The 22,554-nt window shown below is 58.7% G+C and carries 26 protein-coding genes; 13 read left to right on the top strand and 13 right to left on the bottom strand.

Annotated elements, in window-relative coordinates:
• Positions 1 to 31: 31 nt before the first annotated feature.
• Positions 32 to 1,756 carry an ATP-binding protein gene (locus PHAMO_RS18625; RefSeq protein WP_155801808.1) on the bottom strand — a complete coding sequence of 575 codons (1,725 nt, stop codon included), beginning with the start codon at positions 1,754 to 1,756 and terminating at the stop codon, positions 32 to 34.
• Positions 1,757 to 2,219: 463 nt separating this feature from the next.
• On the opposite strand from PHAMO_RS18625, the gene PHAMO_RS13520 reads away from it, so the two are divergent.
• Positions 2,220 to 3,374, top strand: a complete 1,155-nt coding sequence (locus tag PHAMO_RS13520) for an EAL domain-containing protein (RefSeq protein WP_004156718.1) — start codon at positions 2,220 to 2,222, stop codon at positions 3,372 to 3,374.
• Positions 3,375 to 3,431: 57 nt separating this feature from the next.
• On the opposite strand, the gene PHAMO_RS13515 is transcribed toward PHAMO_RS13520, so the two are convergent.
• The 5 genes from PHAMO_RS13515 to PHAMO_RS13495 all read right to left on the bottom strand — a co-directional run bounded on the left by PHAMO_RS13515 (position 3,432) and on the right by PHAMO_RS13495 (position 5,981).
• Entirely contained in the window at positions 3,432 to 3,620 is a 189-nt protein-coding gene (locus PHAMO_RS13515) for a YgaP family membrane protein (protein ID WP_004156717.1), read from the bottom strand.
• 78 nt (positions 3,621 to 3,698) lie between these two features.
• Positions 3,699 to 4,355 carry a Crp/Fnr family transcriptional regulator gene (locus PHAMO_RS13510; RefSeq protein WP_004156714.1) on the bottom strand — a complete coding sequence of 219 codons (657 nt, stop codon included), beginning with the start codon at positions 4,353 to 4,355 and terminating at the stop codon, positions 3,699 to 3,701.
• A 111-nt stretch (positions 4,356 to 4,466) separates the two neighbouring features.
• The gene (locus PHAMO_RS13505) at positions 4,467 to 4,841 is read right to left on the bottom strand and encodes a NifB/NifX family molybdenum-iron cluster-binding protein (RefSeq protein WP_004156712.1); all 375 of its coding nucleotides are present in this window, start codon (positions 4,839 to 4,841) and stop codon (positions 4,467 to 4,469) included.
• Between the two features lie 42 nt (positions 4,842 to 4,883).
• Complete coding sequence (petA, locus tag PHAMO_RS13500; RefSeq protein WP_004156711.1) at positions 4,884 to 5,426, bottom strand: ubiquinol-cytochrome c reductase iron-sulfur subunit; 543 nt, start codon at positions 5,424 to 5,426, stop codon at positions 4,884 to 4,886.
• 129 nt (positions 5,427 to 5,555) lie between these two features.
• Positions 5,556 to 5,981, bottom strand: a complete 426-nt coding sequence (locus tag PHAMO_RS13495; protein ID WP_004156704.1) for a nucleoside deaminase — start codon at positions 5,979 to 5,981, stop codon at positions 5,556 to 5,558.
• A gap of 153 nt (positions 5,982 to 6,134) precedes the next feature.
• Between PHAMO_RS13495 and PHAMO_RS13490 the strand changes: the two genes are divergently transcribed.
• From PHAMO_RS13490 to rsmD, 3 genes are read left to right on the top strand one after another with little or no spacing between them, the layout of a single operon-like run.
• Positions 6,135 to 6,788 carry a gamma-glutamyl-gamma-aminobutyrate hydrolase family protein gene (locus PHAMO_RS13490; protein ID WP_004156700.1) on the top strand — a complete coding sequence of 218 codons (654 nt, stop codon included), beginning with the start codon at positions 6,135 to 6,137 and terminating at the stop codon, positions 6,786 to 6,788.
• The gene (locus tag PHAMO_RS13485; RefSeq protein ID WP_004156686.1) at positions 6,785 to 7,690 is read left to right on the top strand and encodes a pseudouridine synthase; all 906 of its coding nucleotides are present in this window, start codon (positions 6,785 to 6,787) and stop codon (positions 7,688 to 7,690) included. The genes PHAMO_RS13490 and PHAMO_RS13485 overlap by 4 nt, the downstream gene beginning before the upstream one ends.
• Positions 7,665 to 8,219, top strand: a complete 555-nt coding sequence (gene rsmD, locus PHAMO_RS13480; RefSeq protein WP_040567230.1) for a 16S rRNA (guanine(966)-N(2))-methyltransferase RsmD — start codon at positions 7,665 to 7,667, stop codon at positions 8,217 to 8,219. Before PHAMO_RS13485 ends, rsmD begins: the two co-directional genes overlap by 26 nt.
• A 134-nt stretch (positions 8,220 to 8,353) precedes the next feature.
• Here the strand turns inward: rsmD and PHAMO_RS13475 are convergent, their stop codons facing one another.
• The 4 genes from PHAMO_RS13475 to PHAMO_RS13470 form a co-directional block, all read right to left on the bottom strand.
• Positions 8,354 to 10,681 carry a response regulator gene (locus PHAMO_RS13475; RefSeq protein ID WP_051002432.1) on the bottom strand — a complete coding sequence of 776 codons (2,328 nt, stop codon included), beginning with the start codon at positions 10,679 to 10,681 and terminating at the stop codon, positions 8,354 to 8,356.
• 229 nt (positions 10,682 to 10,910) lie between these two features.
• The gene (locus tag PHAMO_RS19085) at positions 10,911 to 11,057 is read right to left on the bottom strand and encodes a DUF3096 domain-containing protein (RefSeq protein ID WP_002730109.1); all 147 of its coding nucleotides are present in this window, start codon (positions 11,055 to 11,057) and stop codon (positions 10,911 to 10,913) included.
• A gap of 238 nt (positions 11,058 to 11,295) precedes the next feature.
• On the bottom strand, positions 11,296 to 11,586 hold the full coding sequence (locus tag PHAMO_RS19535) for a hypothetical protein (protein ID WP_002730108.1): 291 nt from the start codon (positions 11,584 to 11,586) through the stop codon (positions 11,296 to 11,298).
• Between the two features lie 45 nt (positions 11,587 to 11,631).
• Positions 11,632 to 11,949, bottom strand: a complete 318-nt coding sequence (locus PHAMO_RS13470; protein WP_002730106.1) for a BON domain-containing protein — start codon at positions 11,947 to 11,949, stop codon at positions 11,632 to 11,634.
• 454 nt (positions 11,950 to 12,403) lie between these two features.
• Between PHAMO_RS13470 and PHAMO_RS19530 the strand changes: the two genes are divergently transcribed.
• Positions 12,404 to 12,568: a hypothetical protein gene (locus PHAMO_RS19530; protein WP_155801806.1), complete on the top strand. Its 165-nt coding sequence runs from the start codon at positions 12,404 to 12,406 to the stop codon at positions 12,566 to 12,568.
• A 64-nt stretch (positions 12,569 to 12,632) separates the two neighbouring features.
• Positions 12,633 to 13,022 carry a PRC-barrel domain-containing protein gene (locus PHAMO_RS13465; protein ID WP_002730104.1) on the top strand — a complete coding sequence of 130 codons (390 nt, stop codon included), beginning with the start codon at positions 12,633 to 12,635 and terminating at the stop codon, positions 13,020 to 13,022.
• 113 nt (positions 13,023 to 13,135) lie between these two features.
• Here PHAMO_RS13465 and PHAMO_RS20235 read toward each other — a convergent pair whose 3' ends face one another.
• Positions 13,136 to 13,456, bottom strand: coding sequence for a collagen-like protein (locus PHAMO_RS20235; protein WP_002730103.1), 321 nt, complete (start codon positions 13,454 to 13,456; stop codon positions 13,136 to 13,138).
• A 368-nt stretch (positions 13,457 to 13,824) separates the two neighbouring features.
• Here PHAMO_RS20235 and kdpF point away from each other — a divergent pair, with 368 nt between their 5' ends.
• From kdpF to PHAMO_RS19525, 7 genes are all read left to right on the top strand, one after another.
• Positions 13,825 to 13,914 carry a K(+)-transporting ATPase subunit F gene (kdpF, locus tag PHAMO_RS13455; RefSeq protein ID WP_002730102.1) on the top strand — a complete coding sequence of 30 codons (90 nt, stop codon included), beginning with the start codon at positions 13,825 to 13,827 and terminating at the stop codon, positions 13,912 to 13,914.
• Positions 13,915 to 13,923: 9 nt separating this feature from the next.
• Positions 13,924 to 15,630, top strand: a complete 1,707-nt coding sequence (gene kdpA, locus PHAMO_RS13450; RefSeq protein WP_002730101.1) for a potassium-transporting ATPase subunit KdpA — start codon at positions 13,924 to 13,926, stop codon at positions 15,628 to 15,630.
• A 14-nt stretch (positions 15,631 to 15,644) separates the two neighbouring features.
• On the top strand, positions 15,645 to 17,696 hold the full coding sequence (gene kdpB, locus PHAMO_RS13445; protein ID WP_002730100.1) for a potassium-transporting ATPase subunit KdpB: 2,052 nt from the start codon (positions 15,645 to 15,647) through the stop codon (positions 17,694 to 17,696).
• A gap of 13 nt (positions 17,697 to 17,709) precedes the next feature.
• Complete coding sequence (gene kdpC, locus PHAMO_RS13440; RefSeq protein ID WP_002730099.1) at positions 17,710 to 18,324, top strand: potassium-transporting ATPase subunit KdpC; 615 nt, start codon at positions 17,710 to 17,712, stop codon at positions 18,322 to 18,324.
• Between the two features lie 11 nt (positions 18,325 to 18,335).
• Entirely contained in the window at positions 18,336 to 21,041 is a 2,706-nt protein-coding gene (locus PHAMO_RS13435; RefSeq protein WP_002730097.1) for a sensor histidine kinase, read from the top strand.
• The gene (locus PHAMO_RS13430) at positions 21,038 to 21,715 is read left to right on the top strand and encodes a response regulator (RefSeq protein WP_002730095.1); all 678 of its coding nucleotides are present in this window, start codon (positions 21,038 to 21,040) and stop codon (positions 21,713 to 21,715) included. Before PHAMO_RS13435 ends, PHAMO_RS13430 begins: the two co-directional genes overlap by 4 nt.
• A 100-nt stretch (positions 21,716 to 21,815) precedes the next feature.
• Positions 21,816 to 22,118 carry a hypothetical protein gene (locus PHAMO_RS19525; RefSeq protein WP_002730093.1) on the top strand — a complete coding sequence of 101 codons (303 nt, stop codon included), beginning with the start codon at positions 21,816 to 21,818 and terminating at the stop codon, positions 22,116 to 22,118.
• 61 nt (positions 22,119 to 22,179) lie between these two features.
• Here PHAMO_RS19525 and PHAMO_RS13420 read toward each other — a convergent pair whose 3' ends face one another.
• Both PHAMO_RS13420 and PHAMO_RS20230 read right to left on the bottom strand, forming a co-directional pair.
• Positions 22,180 to 22,404 carry a hypothetical protein gene (locus PHAMO_RS13420; RefSeq protein ID WP_002730091.1) on the bottom strand — a complete coding sequence of 75 codons (225 nt, stop codon included), beginning with the start codon at positions 22,402 to 22,404 and terminating at the stop codon, positions 22,180 to 22,182.
• 23 nt (positions 22,405 to 22,427) lie between these two features.
• On the bottom strand, positions 22,428 to 22,553 hold the full coding sequence (locus PHAMO_RS20230) for a hypothetical protein (protein WP_268869805.1): 126 nt from the start codon (positions 22,551 to 22,553) through the stop codon (positions 22,428 to 22,430).
• Position 22,554: the final 1 nt, after the last annotated feature.

Here is a 22,554-nt window from a genome sequence, read left to right as displayed (position 1 = left end):
GGGGATGTGTGGCAAGGCGGCGACGCCCAACTCATCCAACGTTCGCCAGAACGCGAGCGGGAGGAGACGTGCTCTCATCGGGTAAAATAACCCGTGATGGAGGTAAAATAATCTCAACCCGAGTTCCTTCGCCGATCCGACTGAAGACGGTCAGGCTGCCGTTATGCAGGGCACAGATGCCCGCTGATAGCGGCAGGCCAAGCCCCGTTCCCTCGATCGAACCAACATTATTGGCGCGGCCGAACGGCGTCAGGGCCAGGGTCGCTTCCTCCTCGCTCATTCCCCGGCCATTATCCGTCACCGTGATCTGACATTCCTGATCGACGGTGATGGATGCAGCGATGTTCACTTGGCATCCATTCCCGCCATATTTGACGGCGTTGGTGCCGAGATTCAGTAAAACCTGTAATAGACGGCGACGGTCGGCCCACAGTTTCAGACCGGGAGGATCGACCTGAACCGTGACGGTGATTCCGGCCGTTTCCGCCTGCTGCGATATCATCGCCTCAACCTCGTGGAAAAGATCGGCGAGATCGAGAGCTGAGACCTCCAGCCGCAGACTGCCAGCTTCGATCGCGGCGCTGTCGAGGAGATCGTTAACCAGATCGAGCAGCAATCCGCCCGAGCGATGGATATCGGCAAGATAGCCGTGTTGCCCAGGGGTTAAACGTCCGTGAAGTCCTCCCATCAGTGCATCGGAAAATCCAAGAATGACGTTGAGGGGCGAGCGCAATTCATGGGATAGCGAAGCCAGGAAGACCCGGCGGCGGTCCATCATTCGTCGCAAGTCGCGGGTCCGTTCTTCGACGCGATGTTCCAGACCCTGCGCCTCTCGCTCCAACCGACTGAGCAGCCGCAGGACCAGAAGGGTTCCACCCAGAATCACGCCGCTGACTGCCAGCAGAATGAAGATACCGAACCAGACTCTCCGCCACCAGGGTGCCATGATCTCCTGATTCGAGAGCGACACCGCCAAAACCAGACCATAGGGTTTGATCATGCTGAACGATGCCGTCCGGGGCAGGCCGTCCAGCGGAGACGTCTCGGTGACGGTGCCTCGGGTGGGATTGTCAACAAAGAGGCGAAACGTCTGATTGTCATCGAGAACCCGTCCCACGGCACCCGGTAAATGAGGGGAGCGGGCCAAAACCAAGCCGTCGGATCGCATCAGGGTGATCGCGCCGCCATTCTTCACCCGGAAACGGTTGTACATCTGTTCCAAAGCGCCGATATCGATGGCGGTCAGAGTCATTGCCGCCGGACTCGACGGATCGGCGACCTTGCGTACCAGAGGAATGACCCATTTCCCGTTGATTCGACTTTGGATCGGCGATGAAACGACGATCCGCCCCGGCTGGGCATCCTTTAGATAGGGGCGATCTCCAACCTGGATTTCACGGTGACCCGATAGCATCCGCAGTACCCCGTCATGGCCGATGACGGCGAAGGGAACGATGCAATCGTCATCGCCGAGAATCTTCATGAAGCGGGTGGCTGCGACAGGATCGGGGGCCATTGGCCCCTGTGCCGATTGCTCAAGGCTATCGAGGAAGAGATCGGTGAGCGAGACGAGCCGCCGCACATGTTCAGCGGCAACCTGACTCATCCGGTCCAGTCCGTCCCGTCTGTCCCGCCATGTATTGCGGTAATCTTCCGCCAGCCACAGAGCGACCGCAATCCAGGCGACCAGCGATGTGAGAACCGCCACGGCGATCACCACCATCCGCGCTGGTCGATGCCCTATAACCGCATCCACGGCATCCCCCGGTTTTATCTTCCAGGGAGAAAACTACAACCGATGATTATCATCTGCAATGGAAACGAGATGGCTAAAAGGATAGGGGTGTTGGAAATCAAAAGAAAGGGGTGGATGTAGGGTGTTTACCTGACAAGATAGGACGCGAAAGCAGATAACATTTATTTTATTTATAATTAATATTAAATTATATTAATTTCAGCTTTTCTCAGAAAAGTAGAATTACAACCAAATATACATAATGAAGTCTGTCGCAATTTAAGATTGAGTTCATCGAAAAAATGATCCGACGATTACACGGCAACTTCACACTTTGAATTTACCCAAGGTGTAGGCGATAACCTGTAACAGCCTTATGACATAAACGGCATTGTCTTCTGGTAGGGGGGCCGTTGCGTCAACAGCTTCGCAGAGCCGGTTCCATCCGTACTCTGAGGACAGGTCTTTCAGGGGATATGCAGGAATGGCCGCGCCGAATACCAATTTGCTGATTTATCTGAAACAGATCGGTACCCCATCCGGCTGCCGTGCCCTGCATCTTCACGTTTCCGGTCTTCCCAAAGGAACCAAGACCCGCGACAGCATCACTCAGGCGATTGGACTGCTGAACGATTTGAACCGCCGTTCGACGGTCAATCGGGTGTTTTTGCTCAACACGCTGGACATTGTTTTTGTCTCGACCAATCTCGACACTGGCCTGCTGCGGCAAACGGCGTCGAACATCCACAAGATTTTCGGACGCGAGCCGATCCCTTCCAATGTCTATGGTACCGAAGATTTTGCGACTCTGATTGATATTTCAGCGAACGATACCCGCTTGCTCGCTTATGCCGAGACGTTGTTCGCCTCGAACGTCACCGAGCCTGATGACGACGATAAAATGCGCGGCAGTGTTCAGATTTATCTTCAGGTGATGGAGCGGATCGGCAGCACCGACATCTCGACGATTCTGCTGAGTCAGCCAGCTTATGCCACGGTCGCCGAGGGCAAGATGATCCCGGTATTCCGCGAGATGTATGTCTCGATCAAGGCGCTGGAGGATGCCTTCTGTCCTGGCTCCAGTCTGGCCAAGCGGCGCACCCTGTTTACCGAACTGACCGAACATCTCGACAAGGCGGTGTTAAAGGTCGTGGCGCGTCAGCCCGAGTTCGGTCACCGCAGCCTCAGCCTTAACCTCAATCTGATGACCCTGACCTCACGCGAGTTCGCCGCGTTCGATGGGATGCTGACAGAGGCGCAGCGAGCCAAGCTTGTACTCGAATTTCATCGCAACGATGTGGTCGCTAATTTCGCTCTGTTCCAGCGTCTGGCCCCCAGTCTGACCGATCGGGGCTATTCCCTTTGCATCGATGCGCTTGATGCCCAGCTTCTCGCCCATTTCGACCTGAAGGGGCTGCATTGCCGCTTTGCCAAGCTGTTCTGGTCTCAGGAGGCGCTGGCGTCGGGAGACGCTTTGCGCGACCTGATCGCGGAACGAGCCCATCGCGACGAGGGAGTCGAATACATCCTGGCCCGTTGCGACAACGCCGCCGCGATCCGTTTAGCCCGGCATGCGGGATTTTCTCTGCTTCAGGGCAAGCTGATTGATTACATGGTTAAGCATAACATCCCATTGTAAGCAGCATGCCCGCCCGTTCTGGACGAAAGGGCGGGCATGGGGGCGAGGTCCGAAGGATCAGGCCGACTTGTTGGTGTTGATGCCCAGCAGGGTATAAGCCGGGCACCAGCCGACCAGACCGCCCAGCAGGGGGACCGCACCGATCCAGCCCCAGACCCCGATGGTGCCGGTCAGGGTGGCGACAATCAGCGCAACGCCCACTGCGATACGAATGATACGGTCGAGGCCGCCGACATTGGTGGTCATGAGCATGGTTCTCCTTGAGTTTCGCGGGATCGCTGAACCCGATATCACCACGACCAAAGCGATGGTTCAGTGACCTTGTCACACACCTTGAGAAAGCTGCCGGAGCGCGATCGGATCGCACGGTTCGATCAGCCCTCGTCCCAGGCGGACCCAGCCGCGCCGTTCAAATTCCTTCAACTGGCGACTGATGACCTCGCGGGCGGTCCCCAACTCGACCGCGATCTCTTGATGGGTGGTGCGGATCGTTCCGCCCGGTCCGATGCGGGCGGCAAGCCAGCCCGCCAGACGGACGTCGATACGACCGAAGGCCACTTCCTCGATCAGAAGCAGCAAATCGGATAGGCGGCTGGCGTAAGCGGAAAAAACGAAATCGCGGAAGGATTCGGAGAGCGCCAGCAATTTGCGAAAGGCGTGGACTGGCAGCACGATCATTTCGACGTCGGTTTCTGCGATGCCTTCCGCGTCGTAATCGCGGGCCGTGATCAGGCAATTAGCCGTCAGTACGCAGGTCTGACCGCTTTCGACTCGGTACAGGACGATTTCCCGCCCACCTTCCGAGATCTTGTGGACCCGAATAGCTCCTTCGACCACCAGAACGTAGTTCTGACACGTCGCGCCATCGCGAAACAGTACGGTCCCGGCCGGCACCCGAACAAGGCGGGCGGCATCGTCGAAAACCCGTGCCGAATCGCGATCAAGGTCGGGAAGGCTGGGATGGCGGAGAGCGGGCGGCATGACGACGGCCTCTTGAACGGGAACAGGTGATTGCGGCTACCATCTACCGCTCTGTCCGTTGGGACAAGCCGTCCGCTCTCGATCGATGATCTGAACTCACCGGGACAAAGGTTAGTGCCCGTTGCAGGCCGAGGCCGGGGCGAACGCTTCGGCGTTTCCATCAAGGAGGGCTTGCAGCGCCGATCCGACATTTTCCGCGCCGACGTGACGATAAACGGCGATGTTGGCTGATTGAAACCCCATCAGGGGCCGCATTCCCATCCCCGTAGCGATCATCGCCGTTACCCCATGATCTGCCAGCAAGCGGACGGGAACCATGCAGCCCCCTTCGGCATGATCGACCCCATGCAAGGTCGTCACGTCGGCAACGGCCCCGTTTTCGACCCGCACGAGGGTAAAAAGATCGCACTGGCCGAAATGGGCGCTGACCTGGGCCTCAAGTCCCCCCGGAAGATCCGAGGGAATAGCGATAAGAGCCGAACTCATTCGATTAAGGTCTCCAAAAAATAGACAGGTGGGCAAGACGGTTCATCCGATCTTGACCTGGGTGTCGGTGACAAAGGCGTAAGGGGGAACGACAAGATTGCTCGGAGCGGGGCCTTTGCGGGCGCGCCCCGACGTGTCGTATTGCGACCCATGGCAGGGGCAGAACCAGCCGCCGAACTCGCCGCGCGGTTCGCCGGGCTTCTGTCCGAGAGGGATGCATCCAAGATGAGTGCAGATGCCGACGACGATGAGCCAATCGGGGCGTTGGACCCGAACGGCGTCGGTTTGCTGATCGCGCAGGGAAACGGAATCATCCTTGACGGCCTGGGCGATTTCCTCCGGGGTGCGGTGGCGGATGAAGACCGGGCGTCCGCGCCAAGTGACGGTTACGGATTGACCGACCGCAATTTGGGACAGGTCAACTTCAACCGTGCTGATGGCTTGGGTGTCGGCGGCTGGGTTCATGCTGTCAACCAGCGGGATTGCCGTTGCCGCCAGACCGGCCGCGCCCAGTCCTATTGTCGCGGTCGTCAGGAAATCGCGACGGTTACAGTCGCATTTCGTCTCGATCGTGGATTCGGACATGGCTTTTCCTCCGTCATGTGACGTGAGGATATTTTAGTTCTTGCTGTCATTGCTTCGGCAATGACAATTGTTAATCGATCTGATTTTGTGAAAATATTCTTAATATAGGGTGTGTAATCGTTTTTTCGTTTATCGTCTGGCTCGGAAGAAGTCGCGCAAGAGTGCCGCCGAGCGTCTCTCGTCGAGACCGCCATAGATTTCGGGGCGGTGATGGCAGGTTGGATGGTCGAACACGCGGGCGCCGTGATCGATGCCGCCGCCCTTGGGGTCGTAAGCGCCGAAATAGACTCGCCGAATTCGGGCCAGGGCAATCGCCGCCGCACACATCGGGCAAGGCTCCAGCGTTACGTAAAGGTCGCAGCCCTCTAATCGTCCGCCCCGTTCGGCGGCGGCGGCGCGGATCGCCAGAATCTCGGCGTGGGCGGTGGGATCGGATAATTCCTCGACCCGGTTTCCGGCGATGGCCAGGATCTGTCCGTTTCGGACCAATACGGCTCCGACCGGCACTTCGGCGCGGGCGGCGGCGGCCTCGGCCTCGGCCAGGGCAATCTGCATGAAGCCGTTCATTCCGTCGCTTTACCATGGCTTCGGCGTGGACGGAAAGGTATAGGAGGGCTGCCCCAAGCCCAAGGAACAGCTTTGACAACGAGTCGACGACCGATTATCGGCATTACTCTCGATAGCGAGCAGCCCGGCGGCTACTCAAAGATGCCGTGGTACGCATTGCGTTGCAATTATTGCGAATCAGTTGCCGCCGTTGGCGGTTTGCCCCAGCCTTTACCGCATCATCCCGATCTAGCCGAAGACTATCTCGACCGCCTTGACGCCCTGATCGTTTCGGGTGGTGCGTTCGACGTCGATCCGGCATTGTTCGGGGCCGATAGCTGTCACCCGGCCGTTACTCTCAACGCGACCCGGACAGCATTCGAATTGCGGATCTTGACCGGCGCGTTGGCCCGTGATCTGCCGATCCTCGGGATCTGTGGCGGCCAGCAATTGCTGAACGTCGCTCTGGGCGGTTCGTTGATCCAGCACATTCCTGACGAGGTGGAGGATGCGCTGGCTCATGAACAGTCCACCCCCCGCACCGAGCCGGGGCACGAGATCGAAATCGTCGCCGGAACCCGGCTGGCCGCGATTGTCGGAACGGGACGGATCGCCGTCAATTCCGCCCATCATCAGGCGGTAAAGCAGGTGGCTCGCGGCTGTATCGTCGATGCCGTCGCTCCCGACGGGGTAATCGAGGGAATCGAGGCGCCCGACCGGCGTTTTTGCATCGGGGTGCAATGGCATCCCGAATTTTTGATTGGCCCGGCCGACGGCAAAGTGCTGGCGGCTTTGGTGGAGGCGGCAAGACAATGACCGATGAGCAGGACGAAATCATCAGCCCGGCTCCGGCCGGAGAGCGGATCGCCAAGCGACTGGCCCGCGCCGGTCTGTGCTCGCGCCGTGACGCCGAACGCTGGATCGCCGACCGGCGGGTCGCGGTCAACGGCGTGGTGCTGGACAGCCCGGCCTGCGTCGTCGGCGCGGCCGATCTGATTCTGGTTGACGGCCAGCCGGTCGCCGAACCGGAACGCACCCGGTTGTGGCGCTATCACAAACCGGCGGGGCTGGTCACCACTCACCGCGATCCCGAGGGGCGCCGGACGGTGTTCGAGACTCTTCCCGCCGATCTGCCCCGCGTCGTTTCGGTCGGAAGGCTCGATCTCAATTCCGAGGGGTTGCTGCTGCTGACCAATGACGGCGCCCTGGCGCGCAAGATGGAATTGCCGTCCAACGGCTGGGTGCGGCGTTATCGCGTTCGCGTCCATGGCGAGGTCGATCCGGTCGCGCTGCAACGGTTGGATCGGGGCGTTACTGTCGAGGGGCAGGCCTATGGCTCGATCAAGGCAACGCTGGACCGCCAGCAGGGGGCCAATGCCTGGCTGACCGTATCGCTGCATGAAGGTAAGAATCGCGAGATCCGTCGGGTGATGGATTACCTTGGTTGGCCGGTGACCCGGCTGATTCGTGTCGCCTATGGGCCGTTCCAACTCGGCACGCTGGAGGAACGGGCTGTTGACGAGGTGCCGGGTAAGGTGCTGCGTGAGCAGACCGGCGGAGCCAAGCCGGTGCTTCGCCCCAAGGCTGATTCCCGTCCCGCCGGAGAGCGGGAAAAGGAGGAGCGGCTGAAGGAGCAGGATCAGAGGAAGAAGGCCGCGCCCGACCGGCGCGCCGGGGGCAAGGGGAATGCCGATGCGAATCGTCGCCGGAAGCCATAAGGGCCGCCGTCTGGTCGCGCCGTCTGGCCTGACGGCCCGCCCGACCGCAGACCGGGTGCGTCAGGCGCTGTTCGACATCCTGGCCCATTCCGATCTGGTCGATCTGGAGGGGGCCACGGTGATCGACGCCTTCGCCGGGTCGGGGGCCTTGGGACTGGAAGCCTTGTCGCGCGGCGCGGCGCGGGCGTGGTTCATGGACATCCACCCTCAGTCTCTGGCTTCGGTGCGCGCCAATGTCGAGACCTTGCGGGAGGAGGCGCGAACGCGGCTGATCCGGGCCGATGCCATCCACCCACCCGCCGCCGAAGCCGCCTGTACCCTGGCTTTTCTCGATCCGCCTTATCATGGCGGGTTGGCTGCTCCGGCGTTGGCCGCTCTGGCGGCGGCGGGCTGGTTAGCGTCTGGAGCGCTGGCGGTGGTCGAGGTGGCGGCGGACGAGGATTTCGTCCCCCCCGCAGGGTTTACGCTTGCCGACAGCCGTCGCCACGGCCCCGCCCAGATTGCGTTCGTGGTGCGAGCCGAAACCTAAGGCGCGATGCATTCTATGGGTATTACGCTTTAGGGGATTGATTCATATATGTCCCTCGTCGGGCGTGCCCTCCGGGCATTCGGCCGCCGCAATGGCGGCAAGAGCATCGTGCATCAGGTTTGACGCACGATGCTCTAAGTGCTCCGATTGGCGTCGATGACGGTGCGCAGCAGGTCGAGCAGGGCTTTCGACTTGGTTTTGCGCATCACCGAAGCGCGGTGATTCTCGACGGTGCGCTGACTGATGCCCAGGCAGTGAGCGATCGTCTTGTTGCGGTGACCGGCCAGCAATTGTTCGAGAACGTCGTATTCGCGTGGAGTCAGACTCGACATCCGTTCGATCGCGTCGTTGCGGCGGATGCTCTCGGTCGCCAGATCCTGTCCCTGTTCCAGCGCCCGATCGACGGCGGCCAGCAACCCTTCGGGGTCAAGTGGTTTCGAGACGAAATCAGTCGCGCCAGCCTTCATGGCGGTAACCGCCATCGTTATGTCGCCGTGTCCGGTCATCACAATAGCTGGGAGCCTGCGGTTTTGGCTGCGTAAATGCTTCAGCAATTCCAGCCCCCCCATGCCGGGCATTACGGCATCGACCAGCAGGCACCCCTCGCGGGTGGAGCCGACTGCGTTCAGAAAGGCTTCGGCGTTGGGGTAGCTCTCGACCGACCGGCCTTCTTCTGTCAAGAGCGCTCCCATCGTCTGGCGCAAGGCCTCGTCATCGTCGATCACGAATATCGTTGGTCCCATCGACCGGGCGTCCGTTCCCGGCCGTTGTGTCCGCGATAGCAGAACTCCCGCCGCGTGCAGCAATTGGGTCGTCGAGACCGGCTTCGTCATGTGGATGCAGCCGGTGTGAGTCCCGATCTTGCGCAAGGTGGTGGTCGAGATGTCTCCGGTCAGTAAAATCACCGGAAGATCGGGCTGTTCTGTGGTCCGCAATCTGGAGATAAGGTCCAGTCCAGTCGGGCCATCGCGCAAGGTATAGTCGGTGACGACCAGATCGAACGCTCGGGGGGATACGGCGGCCAGGCTGATCGCGGTTGCCGCGTTGGAGGTGACCGTTACCGTCGCTCCCTCAGCGGTAAACAGAGAGTTCATCATCGAACTGATGGCGATGTCGTCTTCGACCACCAGGATTCGGCGTTGACGGATCGCGGCGTTCATACTTTCGAACGGCGGTAGACCGGGTACGGTGATAGGAGTTTCAGCCTCGGCCAGGGGCACTTCGATCGAAAAGACCGATCCTCGTCCGGGTTGCGAGCGCACCTTCAGGGTGTGACCGAGCAGCTCAACTTCTCTTTTTACAATGGAAAGTCCCAGGCCAAGACCGCAATTTTGCCGGTCAGACGGGGTTTCGATCTGAACGAATTCATTGAAGATCGAGTCGATCTGGTTCTCGGCGATGCCGATGCCGGTATCGCAAACCTCGATACTCAGGTGATTGCCCCGGCGGCGGCAGCCCAGCAGAACCTTACCATGGTGGGTGTATTTGAAGGCGTTTGACAGCAGATTACGCAGAATTTGCTCAAGAATTTTGGGGTCGCTGTGCACGAAGAGGTGCGAGCTCACAACCCGCCAAGTGTTGCCTCCTGTTCCGGCATGAAAGGCGAAATCTCGTTCAAGCCGTTCAAGCAGGACGGCGATCCGAAAACCGATCGGCTGGGGGGTGGTGAGGCCGGCGTCGATCTGGTTGATGTCGAGCAGGGTGTTCAACATTCCCGACATTACGTCCAGCGCTTGGTCCTGGCTGGCGAGCAACTCGCGCAGCCGGGGGTCGTCGAATCGGCGCGCCATGACGCCGCAGATCAGGTAGAGGGTTTGCAGGGGTTGGCGCAAATCGTGGCTGGCGGCGGCAAGAAAGCGTGACTTGGCCGAGGTGGCCCGTTCCGCTATCTCCTTGGCGCGGAGGAGGGCGTCCTGGGCGCGTTTGCGTTCGGTGATGTTGACCATCGCCACGATGCAGTCCTGGCCGGTAATGTCGGCAAGACCCTCCAGAATAACGACGTCGTTCGGTTCTCTTTCCCCTGATTTCAGAGCCACTTCGCAGTGTTCGGTGTCTTTTCCGCTGAGAATCCGTTCGAGGAACGAGGTGAAGTCCGGCAAAGACTCATCGGCGACGAATGCTCCAAGCCGCTGCGACGCGCTCAACTCCGGCGTTGTTCTCAGCAACGCGATGGCGGCGCGGTTGGCCCGCTTGATCAAGCCGTTCCGATCCAGAGTGACATATCCAACCGGCGCGAAATCGTATAATTCAGTATAGCGGGCCAGGGCTTCTTCGGATTCGTGCCGGGCATCCTGAAGGGCTTCGTTCTGGCTCTCCAGTTCAATCTGGTGGACGCGCAATTCGTGAACCAGGCGTTGCGCATCCTCGACAGTTAGAGTGGGCGCGATCGCATCCAATGCCAGTTTTGTCTGCGGCCGGATGTCTTTTGGTGGGTTCGGTATGTCTCTGCGGTTGAAGGTCATGGCAAGGGCCTCTTGGGGGACGATGATTTCAGGTTTTGCGTTGAGGCGGCTATTCGCCGTGTCGCTGACGAAATCAGCGTGCTACAGAGACGTTCGAAGCGCTGGGACGGCTGATCTGGTTTTTGTGTCGGCATGACGACCTGTGGTTCAAGATCACCTTTATAATATTAATCTATAGGTAGTACCGACAGGATCGGAATATACTCAGGTTGTAGTACCTTATCAAACTCTAGAATAGCCTGGGTGCTAATCCAATTACCCCTATGATGATCAGGTAGATCGCTACGATGTAGTTGAGCAGCCCCGGTTGGACCAGTATGACGATTCCGGCGACCAGGGCGACGATCGGTTCGATCGGAAGGGTGTGCAGATCCATGACGAAGCTCCTTGGCAAGAGGGGGGCAAGAGGCACCGGAACGCTTTCATTCCGTTTGCGCTCAAGGGGAACTCAGTGCGGTGAGTTCCACCTTTCGCTGGGGCGTCCAGACAATCCGCCTTGCCGCGATCCGATCAGCAGCAGAACCAGTGTGATCAGCAGAATGCCGCTATACATGGCGCCAGCTCCTTTGAAACGAAGGTGTGTCTGGCCACCCCCGGTAAATCGATAGGGTGGCTTAATTCCCTTCGACGATGACTTCTCCTTTTGGTGTCAGGACGATATGGATTGTCTGTCCATCTCGGACTGCGGTTCCGTGCCAGAAATTGTCGCACCCTTTCTTGAGACTGCTGATTTGGCGGTAACCTGCTTTTTTTATTTTTCCTTGTGCCGCTTCGATCGACGATGCGTCGATCCGATCGCCAGGGGCGCAGCCTGGGGGCCGATCCTGACTGGAAGCCGGAACTGTTGATAAAAGAGCGATGGAAAGAGACGTAACCGCTATCATCAGTTTTGATTTGATTGCCATGATCGTCCTCATCGGTCTGATTTAAGATCGGGGCTCGAACTGGCTCTATCGAACGATGATGTTGTTTCTGACGGAGCGAACGCCTTCAGTATTTCGTGCGATTTCTCCAGCCCGTTCCTTCGCCTTAGCCGAATCAACGAAACCGCTTAACTGAACGACATCTTGCATTGTCTCGACACTGATCTGAGACGCTCTCAACGATGAATCATTGATGATTTGAGCGTTGACTCGGGTGGTAACGGTGGCGTCATCGACGTACTCGCCTGTAGTTTCCCGGCCCGAAAAAACCGTGCAGCCAGATACCATGACTGTAACGGCAGCAATGCTGATAGCATTTCTGAAGTATTTGTTGTGATTAATCATGACTCATTCCTTTTTGACGTATTTCTTAAAGCATATTCGTTAATCATATTTAATCGTATTTTTGGAAATTTTATTTTAATAATACGATTTATTTTAAATAAATACTCTTTAAGTTTTATATTTCATCCAATAAATAACTTATCGTAACAATGTATGAAAATTATTTTTTTGTGTAGACTCGGAATATACCCAACCATCCTTAAGTATATGAGTAATAATTGTCTTTGAATTTTGTTATCTTATATCCTCAATTTTTGATAATTGAGGTTGAATTTAGCTGCTTTAATTATTTTGAGTATTTTCCGATAATTAAATTAGTTGTTAATTATGATAATTTATTCGTCGTTGACGGCGGTTTGTATTGCCGGTGTTGGCGGTTCCATCCAATGCAATTGGATTGCCTTGTCCGGATTGATGGTTTCCGGATGGCGACGGCAATGAAAGGGAGGCTGGCATGAATACAGATCAAGGCGGAGGCCCGACGGGGCGGGCCAGATCTGTTCCCGATGCGATGATCGATCAATACAATGGCGATACGACATGGAATCAATATATCGATCGTGATGTTAAGTCAGAAAAAAACCTAATTATATTCGTGGGCTGGGAAGAATCAGATTGAGAATCGTCGCATCTATATGACGGCTCGGTATGGCTTTGATCGCCACATTAACAATGGAGACGACATGAGAAATTTCATGAAGCTGATGACAGCGGTTGCTGTTTTCTCGGTAACTCTGGGCGGTCAGGCGATGTCCCAGGGAACGCCGCAGACGCTTGGTTTGCTCAAGGTCGATTTCAAGACCGTAGCTACCGGTTATCGGACCTCCAAGGTCGTAGGCAGCGCCGTTTTCAATGAGTCGGATCAGGTGGTGGGCAAGATTGACGATCTGATCGTGACCCCCAGCGAGACCGTTCCCTTTGCCGTGTTGTCAGTCGGTGGTTTTCTCGGCGTAGGGTCGAAGTATGTCGTTGTGCCTTATAGCGCACTTGAAGTGCGCGATAAGAAGATCCTGCTTCGCGATGCCACCAAGGAAAATCTGAAGAGCCTGCCTGAATTCAAGTATTCAAATTAAATTTTGGCTGAGGCGGAATTTCCGTCTCAGCCAATTTTATCGATTATATTATCAATGATACGGCAAACAGCCGGAGACGGCTTATGCCGTCTCCGGCTGTTTGGTGTTCTGGATCAGCGGTTGGAGGGAACGACCACAACCGTGCCACCCTGTGCGCCTGTCGCGCCTGTGTTGCCCCGGTTTCCCGGACGGCCAGCGGCTCCCGGATCGCCGGGTTCGCCCTGCATGCCGGTATAGCCGGTGTTGCCCTGATTCCCGGTTTCGCCCTGAGCGCCGGTATAGCCGGTGTTACCTGTGTTCCCCTGTTGTCCGGCTGCGCCAGTAGCGCCTGTGTAGCCGGTATTGCCCTGCACGCCTTGCGGTCCAGCAGGTCCGGTGCATGCACTCAATCCAAGGGCCAAAAGGGCGGCAATAGATAAGGATGCATACCTCATCTTTTATCTCCTTAATTCATGAAGTTTATTTAATAGTGATTTGTTGATTTGATAATATCACTTTTCTTGTAAAATTTTAGCATCGGGTTTTACTCATTAATCTTATCTTTAATTTCGTAAGAAATCCTTCTTGATTATTTATTGTATCTTTATTCGTCCTGATCTGAATTTTTTCATCTTTATGGTTTCTTTACACCCTTCCGCATGGCGCGCTGATGTCGAAGGGGGGTAGGGAATGCACCTCGCGGAACCCCTATCGGAGAGTCCCGATGCTCGACGTCGTATTTTTGATCGCCACCCTGGCGTTTTTCTCCCTTTGCGCGCTTTTTGTTCGCGCTTGCGACCATCTTTAGTAAAAGGCGCTTCCTATGTCCTTCGACCTGATCCTTGGCGCGATCGCCGCCCTTGGCCTGCTGGGCTATCTGGGCGTGGCGCTGATCCGCCCCGAACGTTTCTAGGAGGATGGAATGGACGCCAACGGCATCCTCCAAATTCTGATTTTTATCGCCCTGATCGTCGGGCTGACGCCAATCCTGGGCGGCTTCATGTCGCGACTCTTTTCCGGCGAGAGGGTTCTGTTAACCCCGGTGCTGGCTCCGGTCGAACGTGGCCTGTACCGCTTGGGCGGGATTGATCCTGCCGCCGAGCAGCATTGGAGCCGTTACGCTCTGTCGCTGTTGGCCTTTAATCTGGCCGGGGCAGTGCTGCTTTATAGCTTGCAGCGCCTTCAGGGCGTGTTGCCGCTCAATCCGGCAGAGATGGGAGCGGTGCCTCCCGACCTTGCCTTCAATACTGCGATCAGCTTCATCACCAACACCAACTGGCAGTCTTACGGCGGCGAAACCACGATGAGCCATCTGGTGCAGATGGCGGGTCTGACCGTTCAGAACTTCGTTTCGGCGGCGACCGGAATTGCCGTCGCGGTGGCGCTGATCCGGGGATTTGCCCGTCACAACGCCCGCGCCATCGGTAATTTCTATGTCGATTTAACCCGTGCCGTTCTTTATCTGCTGCTGCCGATCTGCATGGTCGGAGCGATGATTCTGGTCTGGCAGGGGGTGCCGCAGACTCTGCTGGCCTCGGTTGACGTCAATACCCTGGAGGGTATCAAGCAGACGATCGCCCAGGGGCCGGTTGCCAGCCAGATGATGATTAAGCATCTCGGCACCAATGGCGGCGGGTTCTTCAACGTCAACGCCTCTCACCCGTTTGAAAATCCCACCGCTCTGGTCAATCTGATCCACATGGTGTCGATTCTCGCCATTGGTGCCGGTTTGACCAACTCTTTCGGCCGGATGGTTGGAGACACCCGTCAGGGCTGGGCTTTGTTTGGCGCGATGGGAACCCTGTTCGTCCTGGGGATTACCGTGACGTATTGGGCTGAGGCTCAGGGCAATCCGGCGATGGCCGCCCTAGGGATTGACCCGACGCTGGCCGGTAGCCTGGAAGGCAAGGAAGTCCGTTTCGGAATTGCCCTGTCGTCTTTGTTCGCGGTCGTCACCACGGCGGCAAGCTGCGGCGCGGTCAACGCGATGCATGACAGCCTGATGCCGCTGGCGGGGATGGTGCCGCTGATCAACATGATGCTGGGCGAAATTGTCATCGGTGGTGTTGGTGCTGGCTTTTACGGCATCATTATCTTCGTCATCCACACGATGTTCATCGCTGGCCTGATGGTCGGCCGCACCCCGGAATATCTCGGCAAGAAGATCGAGGCCAAAGAAGTCAAGCTGGCGGTGATGGCTACCCTGATCTTCCCCGTTTCCGCCTTGGGACTGGGGGCGGTCGCCTTGCTGGGCGGTTCCGCCGCGATCCCGGCCGGAGGTCCGCACGGATTGTCCGAACTGCTTTACGCCTATGTCTCGGCAACGGCCAATAACGGCTCGGCCTTCGCTGGTTTTGGCGCGAACACCGTTCTCCACAACAGCTTGCTTGCGTTCGCAATGCTGCTGGGCCGCTTTATCGTGATCATCCCGGCGCTGGCTATCGCCGGAGCCTTGGCCGCGAAGAAGACCGTTCCTGCCTCGGTCGGAACATTCCCCTCTCATGGCGGATTGTTCGTCGGCCTGCTGACCAGCGTCATTCTGGTGGTGGGTGGCCTGACCTTCTTCCCCGTCCTGGCGCTGGGTCCGATCGTTGAGCATCTGATGCTCGCGGCCGGAATCCTGTTCTAAGAAAAGGTGCTGCGATGAGTATCCATCGTCCCCAATCCCTGGCGCTGTTCGATGGCGCGATCCTGTCCCGCGCTGCCGGCGAAGCCGTGCTCAAGCTCGATCCTCGCCAGCTGATCCGCAATCCGGTGATGTTCGCGACCGCCCTGGTCGCGCTGTTCGCCACGATCCTGACCGTGAAAGACATCAGTCAGCCTCACGTCGCGGTGATGGCCCAGATCTCAGCCTGGCTGTGGTTTACCGTGCTGTTTGCCAACTTTGCCGAAGCGATTGCCGAAGGGCGCGGCAAAGCTCAGGCTGCGTCTTTGCGCGGCACCCGCACCGGCACGATCGCTCACCAGATCGCATCGATCGATTCCGCCAATTCCCATGACGTTCCCGCGGAACGCCTGCGCGTCGGCGATCTGGTGGTGTGCGAGGCTGGAGATACCATTCCCGGCGATGGCGACGTGGTGGCGGGGATCGCCACCATCGATGAAAGCGCCATCACGGGCGAATCCGCTCCGGTCATTCGCGAATCCGGCGGCGACCGTTCGGCGGTGACCGGCGGTACCCGTGTCGTGTCAGACCGGATCGTGGTGCGGATTACCGCCGATCCGGGGCAGTCGTTCCTGGACCGGATGATCGCCCTGGTCGAAGGGGCCAAGCGGCAAAAGACTCCCAATGAGATCGCGCTGACCATCCTTCTGGTGGGGATGAGCCTGATTTTTCTGATCGTCGTCGCGACACTCCCGGCCTTTGCCTCTTGGTCCGGTACGACGATCCCGATGGTGTTTCTGATCGCTCTGTTCGTGACCCTGATCCCGACCACCATCGGCGGTCTGCTGTCGGCGATCGGCATTGCCGGGATGGATCGGCTGGTGACGTTCAATGTTATCGCCAAGTCGGGCCGTTCGGTCGAGGCGGCGGGCGACATCGACGTGCTGCTGCTCGACAAGACCGGCACCATCACCCTGGGGGCGCGTCAGGCGGCTGAATTTCTGCCGCTCTCGACCGTCAATGAGCGCGATCTGGCCGAGGCGGCGTTTCTGGCCTCGCTGGCCGATGAGACCCCGGAAGGGAAGTCGATCGTTGCTCTGGCCTTGTCCCGTTTTGCCCTGTCCGAACCGCCTCTGGCCCGGATGAGCTTCATTCCGTTTTCGGCTCATACCCGGATGAGCGGGGTGGATATCGATGGGATCGAGATCCGCAAGGGCGCGACAGACTCGATTACGGCTTATGTCGCCAACAAGACTGGACGCACGCTGGGCGGCATGCCGCGCGATCTGGTGCAGTCGGTGGAAAAGGTGGCTAAGGCCGGTGGAACGCCGCTGGTTGTCGCCCGCGAGGATCGGCTGCTGGGGGTGATCCATCTGAAGGACATCATCAAGCCCGGCATCCGCGCGCGCTTTTCCACCCTTCGGGCGATGGGAATCAAGACGGTGATGGTCACCGGCGACAATCCGCTGACCGCCGCCGCGATTGCCGCCGAGGCCGGGGTTGACGATTTCCTGGCCGAAGCGACCCCGGAAAAGAAGCTGGAACTGATCCGCGAGTATCAAAAGGGTGGTCGTCTGGTGGCGATGTGCGGCGACGGTTCCAACGATGCGCCCGCTTTGGCTCAGGCCGACGTCGGCGTGGCGATGAACACCGGCACCCAGGCGGCACGAGAAGCGGGCAACATGGTCGATCTGGAAAGCGATCCGACCAAGCTGATCGAGATCGTGATGATCGGCAAGCAACTGCTGATGAGCCGAGGGTCGTTGACCACCTTCTCGATTGCCAACGATGTCGCGAAATATTTCGCGATCATTCCGGCGCTGTTTCTTGCCTCGTATCCGCAGCTTCAGGCGCTGAACGTGATGAACCTCGCCAGCCCGCAAAGCGCGATTCTGTCGGCGATTATCTTCAATGCCCTGATCATCATCGCCCTGATCCCGCTCGCGCTGAAAGGCGTTCGTTACAGACCCGCCAGCGCCGAGACCCTGTTGAAGCGTAATCTGCTGATCTATGGGCTGGGTGGTCTGATCGTTCCTTTCGCCGGGATCAAGCTGATCGATCTCGCGATTGCCGCCCTTGGCCTCGCCTGAACGGAGAGATGACATGTTGAAAGAGCTTCGTCCCGCTCTGGTGATGGTGGCGGCGATGACCGTCCTGACCGGGCTGGCCTATCCGCTGACCGTTACTGGCCTGGCCCAGATCGCTTTTCCCTGGCAGGCCAAAGGCAGCCTGATCGAATCGGGCGGCCAAGTAGTCGGCTCGGCCTTGATCGGTCAAAGCTTCACCGGCCCGGCCTATGTCTGGGGGCGTCCATCGGCGACGGTCGCCACCGACCCGGCCGATCCGACCAAGACGGTGTCGGCTCCCTATAATGCCGCCAGTTCAGGCGGCAGCAATCTCGCCCCCTCCAGCCAAGCCTTGATCGATGGGGTAACGCAGGCGGTTGCGACGATTCGCGCCGCTCATCCCGACCAGACCGGACCAGTGCCGGTCGATCTGGTCACGGCGTCGTCTAGCGGCCTCGATCCCGATATCAGCCCGGCTGCGGCGCTGTGGCAGGCGGGCCGGATTGCCCAGGTTCGCCATGCCCCGGTCGAGGACGTGAAAGCCCTGATGATCCGGCACATCGAGGGACGTTTGCTCGGCATTCTGGGTGAGCCGCGAGTCAATGTGCTCCGCCTCAATCTGGCGCTGGACGAACGCTGGCCAATGAAGTGAACTGAGTTTCTATGACCGATGACCGCGATAACCGTCCTTCTCCCGAAGCCCTGCTGGCCGAAGCCCAGCGGGAAGGACGGGGGCGGCTGAAGATCTTTTTGGGTGCCGCTCCCGGTGTCGGCAAGACTTATGCGATGCTTCAAGCCGCCCATGAGCGGGTGCGCGAGGGGCTGGATGTCGTCGCCGGTGTGGTCGAGACCCACCGGCGACGCGAGACCGAAGCGCTGGTCGAAGGAATCGAACTCCTTCCCCAGCGTCAGGTCGAATATCGCGGGCGTTCGTTCCGCGAAATGGATATCGACGCCCTGTTGCGGCGGCGGCCCAAGATCGCCCTGATCGACGAACTGGCCCATACCAACATTCCCGGTTCCCGCCACGTCAAACGCTGGCAGGACATCGACGAATTGCTGGCGGCCGGGATCGATGTCTATTCGACTCTCAACATCCAACATCTGGAATCTATCAACGACGTTGTTGAGCAGATTTCCGGCGTCAAGGTCCGGGAAACCCTGCCCGACAGTGTTCTGGCCACCGCCGACGAGATCGAAGTGATCGACCTGTCGCCGCAGGATCTGATCAAACGGATGGAGGAGGGCAAGGTCTATGTGCCCGAGCAGGCGCGCCGGGCGATGCGCAGCTTCTTTACGCCCGGCACCCTGACGGCGTTGCGCGAGCTGGCGCTGCGCCACGCCGCCGAGCGGGTTGATCGACAGATGGTCGATTACATGCGCGCCCACGCCATTTCCGGCCCTTGGCCGGCGCGGGAACGTATCCTGGTCTGTTTCGACGAGAAGGTTGATGCCGAGCGTCTGGTTCGCGCCGCCAAGCGCGCCGCCGAACGTCGGGGGGCTGCCTGGGTCGCGGTGACGGTCGAAACGGCTGTTGCTCACATCGTTACCGAGGCAGAAAAGGATCGGATGGCGGCGGCAATGCGGCTGGCGACCCAATTGGGCGGCGAGACCGCGACGCTTCAAGGCGACGATGTTGCCGATACCGTCCTGACCTATGCCCGCGAGCGCAATTGCACCCAGATCGTCGTTGGACGCGCCCGGCGAAGCGGCCGGTTCGGGCGGTGGGGCAAATCGGTCACTGACCGTCTGATCGAACGGGCCGGTGAGTTTACCGTGATTCTGGTCGGACGCGACGACGATGAGAAGCCCCGACCGCCATCCGCCCCTCCCGTGCCCACGCAATCCGGCTGGCGAACTGGATTGGGATATGGCTTCGCCTTGATCGCGACCGCAATTGCCACCGGGCTGGGCTTTTTAATCGATCTGTGGCTGCCGATCGCCAACATCTCCGTGGCCTATCTGCTGGCGGTGATGATCGTCGCCATGCGGTCGGGCCTGCGTCCCGGTATCGTCGCCTCGATCGCCAGCTTTTTTTGCTTCAACTTCTTTTTCACCGAGCCGAGGCTGACCTTCGCAATCACCGACAGCAAGAACATCCTGACCGTGGTGTTCTTTCTGATCGCGGCGGTGATTATCAGCAATATGGCGGCGCGGTTGCGGATGCAGATCGAAACGACCCGCGAAAACGCCCGGCGCACCACTAATCTGTATGATTTCGGGCGCAAGATTACCGCCGCCGCGACTCAGGACGACGTGCTGTGGGCGGTAGTGCATCATGTCGCCGTTACCATTCATGGCAAATCGTTGACGTTGCTGCCGGGCGCGGTTGGGTTGGCCATCGCCGCCGGTTATCCGCCCGAGGATCAAATCGACGACAAATCCGCCGCCGCCGCCGATTGGGCTTGGAGCCACGGCAAACCGGCCGGACGCGGATCGACGACTTTGCCGACAGCGGAGTGGCTGTTTTTGCCGCTAAAAACAGCGCGCGGGCCGATCGGGGTGTTAGGGGTACAGATGATCGAGGGAGCCGACACGCCGTCTCCGGCCCAGCTCCGTCTGCTTGAAACCCTTGCCGATCAGGCCGCTGTCGCGATCGAACGCACCACTCTGGTCGCCGACATTGAAGAAGCGAAGGTCGCCACCGAGCGCGAACGGCTGCGTTCGGCGCTGTTGTCGTCGTTGTCGCATGATTTGCGCACGCCGCTGGTGTCGATCATGGGGGCAGCCTCGACTCTGATCAGCTATGACGATTCGCTGGACAGTAACAGCCGCCTCGATCTGGCTCAGACGATCCAGGATGAGGCGGAGCGGCTCAACCGATTTGTTCAGAACCTGCTCGACATGACCCGGCTAGGGTCGGGAGCCTTGAAGCCCAAGGTCGATTGGGTCGATCTCCACGATATCGTCGATGCCGCTGTCAAGCGAACCCGGCGTCTGGCCCGTCATCACACGATCCGTGTCGATATCGATAGCAAGATGCCGCTACTTTGCCTCGATGCGGTGTTGATCGAACAGGTGTTCTTCAACCTGCTCGACAATGCCTGTAAATACGCGCCGCCCGGCACGACGATCAAGGTCTGGGCGGTTCGTGCCACCGACCATATCGCCATCGAAGTTGCCGATCAGGGGCCGGGCATCCCTCCCGGAGACAGGGAGAAGGTGTTCGACATGTTCTATCGGGTTCAGGCCGCCGACAGCCAGACCGCTGGAACTGGCCTTGGGTTGGCGATCTGTCGTGGCATCATCGAGGCCCATGGCGGTACCATCAAGGCCGAACCCGGATTGCACGGGGCCGGAACCTGCATCATCATTCACTTGCCGTTGCCTCCTGATCTTGATTTGACGGCGAAAGAGGGAGCGGCATGACGCGTATTCTGGTAATCGACGACGAACCGCAGATCAGAAAGTTCATGCGGATTTCGCTCTCGGCCAACGGCTACGACGTGATCGAAGCCGAAACCGCTGCCGATGGGATCGCCGCCGCTCGTGGGCAATCGCCAGACCTGTTGATTCTCGATCTCGGTTTGCCCGATCTCGATGGCCAGGAGGTGATCAGCGCGGTACGCGAATCCTCCGATGTGCCGATTATCGTGCTGTCGGTGCGGGCCGAGGAACTCGACAAGGTCGAAGCGCTTGATCGCGGTGCCAACGATTATGTGGTCAAGCCATTCGGAATCGCCGAATTGATGGCCCGTGTTCGCGCCGTTGTGCGCCAACGCGGAGCCAAGGAGGCGGCGGACGCCGTTATCGAAGCAGGGGGCGTTCGGATCGACCTGACCCGCCGTGTCGTCATTCGGGGGGGAGAGGAACAGCGCCTGTCGAAGAAGGAATGGGAATTGCTGGAGGTCTTTGCCCGCAGTCCGGATCGATTGTTGACCCATCGCGACTTGCTGCTGAAGGTCTGGGGACCGGCGCATGTCGATAACACCGCCTATCTGCGGGTCTATGTCAATCAGTTGCGGCAAAAGCTTGAGGCCGATCCATCGCAGCCGACTCTGATCGTTAACGAGCCGGGGATCGGATATCGGCTGAAGATGTGACCGTATAAACCCTGAGTCAGGGTTTTTTTACAGTCTTCCCTGTCGATATTTTACGCCGTTCCGCTCGACAATGGCCCCCGTCATCCTGACGGAGGCCATCATGGAAAGCGGCGATATCATCGGCTTACTGGTCGGCGTTGGGGCTCTGGCGGCGATGGTGGGCGTACTGACCAATGTCTATCTCCACCCCGACCGTTTCGAGTGGCTGGAAATCCTCCCGGAGGACTCACGTCCGGGGCGGCTTGTGGTCCGTCCCGGCCTTTTTCTTAGGGAGGGGCGGGCGACTCTCGACGAAGGTGGAGGCCGCCGCAGCAGCCGGTTTTACGGCGCTCTTCGGCTTCTTGGGCTCGCGGCTACTGCGTTTTTGTCCTTTAGCCATGGTCCGTTCTCCAGTTTTTTCTGAGAAAGTTCGGCCTCAATGGCCCTGCCAGACCCCGAGGAGTTCATCTCATCGGGGTCTAGTCTTAATTGAGTGGGGGCCGGTCCAAGCCTGCATCGTGATAGCGACGCAATGCCGGTTCCGAATCGGCGGGATCGTCGAAAACGATGCTCATCCGCTTCTGATCGAAGCGGGTTCCCGTCGCGAAATGCCAATCCCCACCCCGTGGCGTCGCGTTAAGAAATTTCGCCAGTCGGTCGATTCCGTTCATGCCGTCGCAAACGGCAAAATCTATCGTTCCGGTGATCATGGCGTGATCTCCTCGGATTTGATCTATCCAAGATAGGGTTTCAAGAAAACCCAGGTGACGATCCCGACGGCAAGAAGCAAGGGGACGGCGAAGGGCGGATTCAGAAGATCCTTCGCGGAGAAGTCTGGTGCTTCGTTTTTTTCTTCCATG

Origin of the sequence: Magnetospirillum molischianum DSM 120 (genome assembly GCF_000294655.1) — a bacterium.
Taxonomy (GTDB): Bacteria; Pseudomonadota; Alphaproteobacteria; order Rhodospirillales; family Magnetospirillaceae; genus Phaeospirillum; species Phaeospirillum molischianum.
This window is presented reverse-complemented; position numbering and strand designations above follow the sequence as displayed.

Excerpts from the sequence above, each read along its gene's own strand:
- PHAMO_RS13495 (WP_004156704.1), bottom strand. The coding sequence starts at position 5,981 with ATGCAGATTGCCCTGGCCGAGGCCGAGGCCGCCGCCGCCCGCGCCGAA.
- PHAMO_RS20230 (WP_268869805.1), bottom strand. The coding sequence starts at position 22,553 with ATGGAAGAAAAAAACGAAGCACCAGACTTCTCCGCGAAGGATCTTCTG.
- PHAMO_RS19525 (WP_002730093.1), top strand. The coding sequence starts at position 21,816 with ATGGAAAGCGGCGATATCATCGGCTTACTGGTCGGCGTTGGGGCTCTG.
- PHAMO_RS13520 (WP_004156718.1), top strand. The coding sequence starts at position 2,220 with ATGGCCGCGCCGAATACCAATTTGCTGATTTATCTGAAACAGATCGGT.
- PHAMO_RS19530 (WP_155801806.1), top strand. The coding sequence starts at position 12,404 with ATGAATACAGATCAAGGCGGAGGCCCGACGGGGCGGGCCAGATCTGTT.
- PHAMO_RS13475 (WP_051002432.1), bottom strand. The coding sequence starts at position 10,681 with ATGACCTTCAACCGCAGAGACATACCGAACCCACCAAAAGACATCCGG.
- PHAMO_RS13515 (WP_004156717.1), bottom strand. The coding sequence starts at position 3,620 with ATGACCACCAATGTCGGCGGCCTCGACCGTATCATTCGTATCGCAGTG.
- PHAMO_RS13420 (WP_002730091.1), bottom strand. The coding sequence starts at position 22,404 with ATGATCACCGGAACGATAGATTTTGCCGTTTGCGACGGCATGAACGGA.
- petA (WP_004156711.1), bottom strand. The coding sequence starts at position 5,426 with ATGTCCGAATCCACGATCGAGACGAAATGCGACTGTAACCGTCGCGAT.
- kdpF (WP_002730102.1), top strand. The coding sequence starts at position 13,825 with ATGTCCTTCGACCTGATCCTTGGCGCGATCGCCGCCCTTGGCCTGCTG.
- rsmD (WP_040567230.1), top strand. The coding sequence starts at position 7,665 with ATGCGAATCGTCGCCGGAAGCCATAAGGGCCGCCGTCTGGTCGCGCCG.
- PHAMO_RS20235 (WP_002730103.1), bottom strand. The coding sequence starts at position 13,456 with ATGAGGTATGCATCCTTATCTATTGCCGCCCTTTTGGCCCTTGGATTG.
- PHAMO_RS13470 (WP_002730106.1), bottom strand. The coding sequence starts at position 11,949 with ATGATTAATCACAACAAATACTTCAGAAATGCTATCAGCATTGCTGCC.
- kdpB (WP_002730100.1), top strand. The coding sequence starts at position 15,645 with ATGAGTATCCATCGTCCCCAATCCCTGGCGCTGTTCGATGGCGCGATC.
- kdpC (WP_002730099.1), top strand. The coding sequence starts at position 17,710 with ATGTTGAAAGAGCTTCGTCCCGCTCTGGTGATGGTGGCGGCGATGACC.
- PHAMO_RS13510 (WP_004156714.1), bottom strand. The coding sequence starts at position 4,355 with ATGCCGCCCGCTCTCCGCCATCCCAGCCTTCCCGACCTTGATCGCGAT.
- PHAMO_RS13435 (WP_002730097.1), top strand. The coding sequence starts at position 18,336 with ATGACCGATGACCGCGATAACCGTCCTTCTCCCGAAGCCCTGCTGGCC.
- PHAMO_RS13490 (WP_004156700.1), top strand. The coding sequence starts at position 6,135 with ATGCCGTGGTACGCATTGCGTTGCAATTATTGCGAATCAGTTGCCGCC.
- PHAMO_RS13505 (WP_004156712.1), bottom strand. The coding sequence starts at position 4,841 with ATGAGTTCGGCTCTTATCGCTATTCCCTCGGATCTTCCGGGGGGACTT.
- kdpA (WP_002730101.1), top strand. The coding sequence starts at position 13,924 with ATGGACGCCAACGGCATCCTCCAAATTCTGATTTTTATCGCCCTGATC.
- PHAMO_RS13465 (WP_002730104.1), top strand. The coding sequence starts at position 12,633 with ATGAGAAATTTCATGAAGCTGATGACAGCGGTTGCTGTTTTCTCGGTA.
- PHAMO_RS19535 (WP_002730108.1), bottom strand. The coding sequence starts at position 11,586 with ATGGCAATCAAATCAAAACTGATGATAGCGGTTACGTCTCTTTCCATC.
- PHAMO_RS19085 (WP_002730109.1), bottom strand. The coding sequence starts at position 11,057 with ATGGATCTGCACACCCTTCCGATCGAACCGATCGTCGCCCTGGTCGCC.
- PHAMO_RS13485 (WP_004156686.1), top strand. The coding sequence starts at position 6,785 with ATGACCGATGAGCAGGACGAAATCATCAGCCCGGCTCCGGCCGGAGAG.
- PHAMO_RS13430 (WP_002730095.1), top strand. The coding sequence starts at position 21,038 with ATGACGCGTATTCTGGTAATCGACGACGAACCGCAGATCAGAAAGTTC.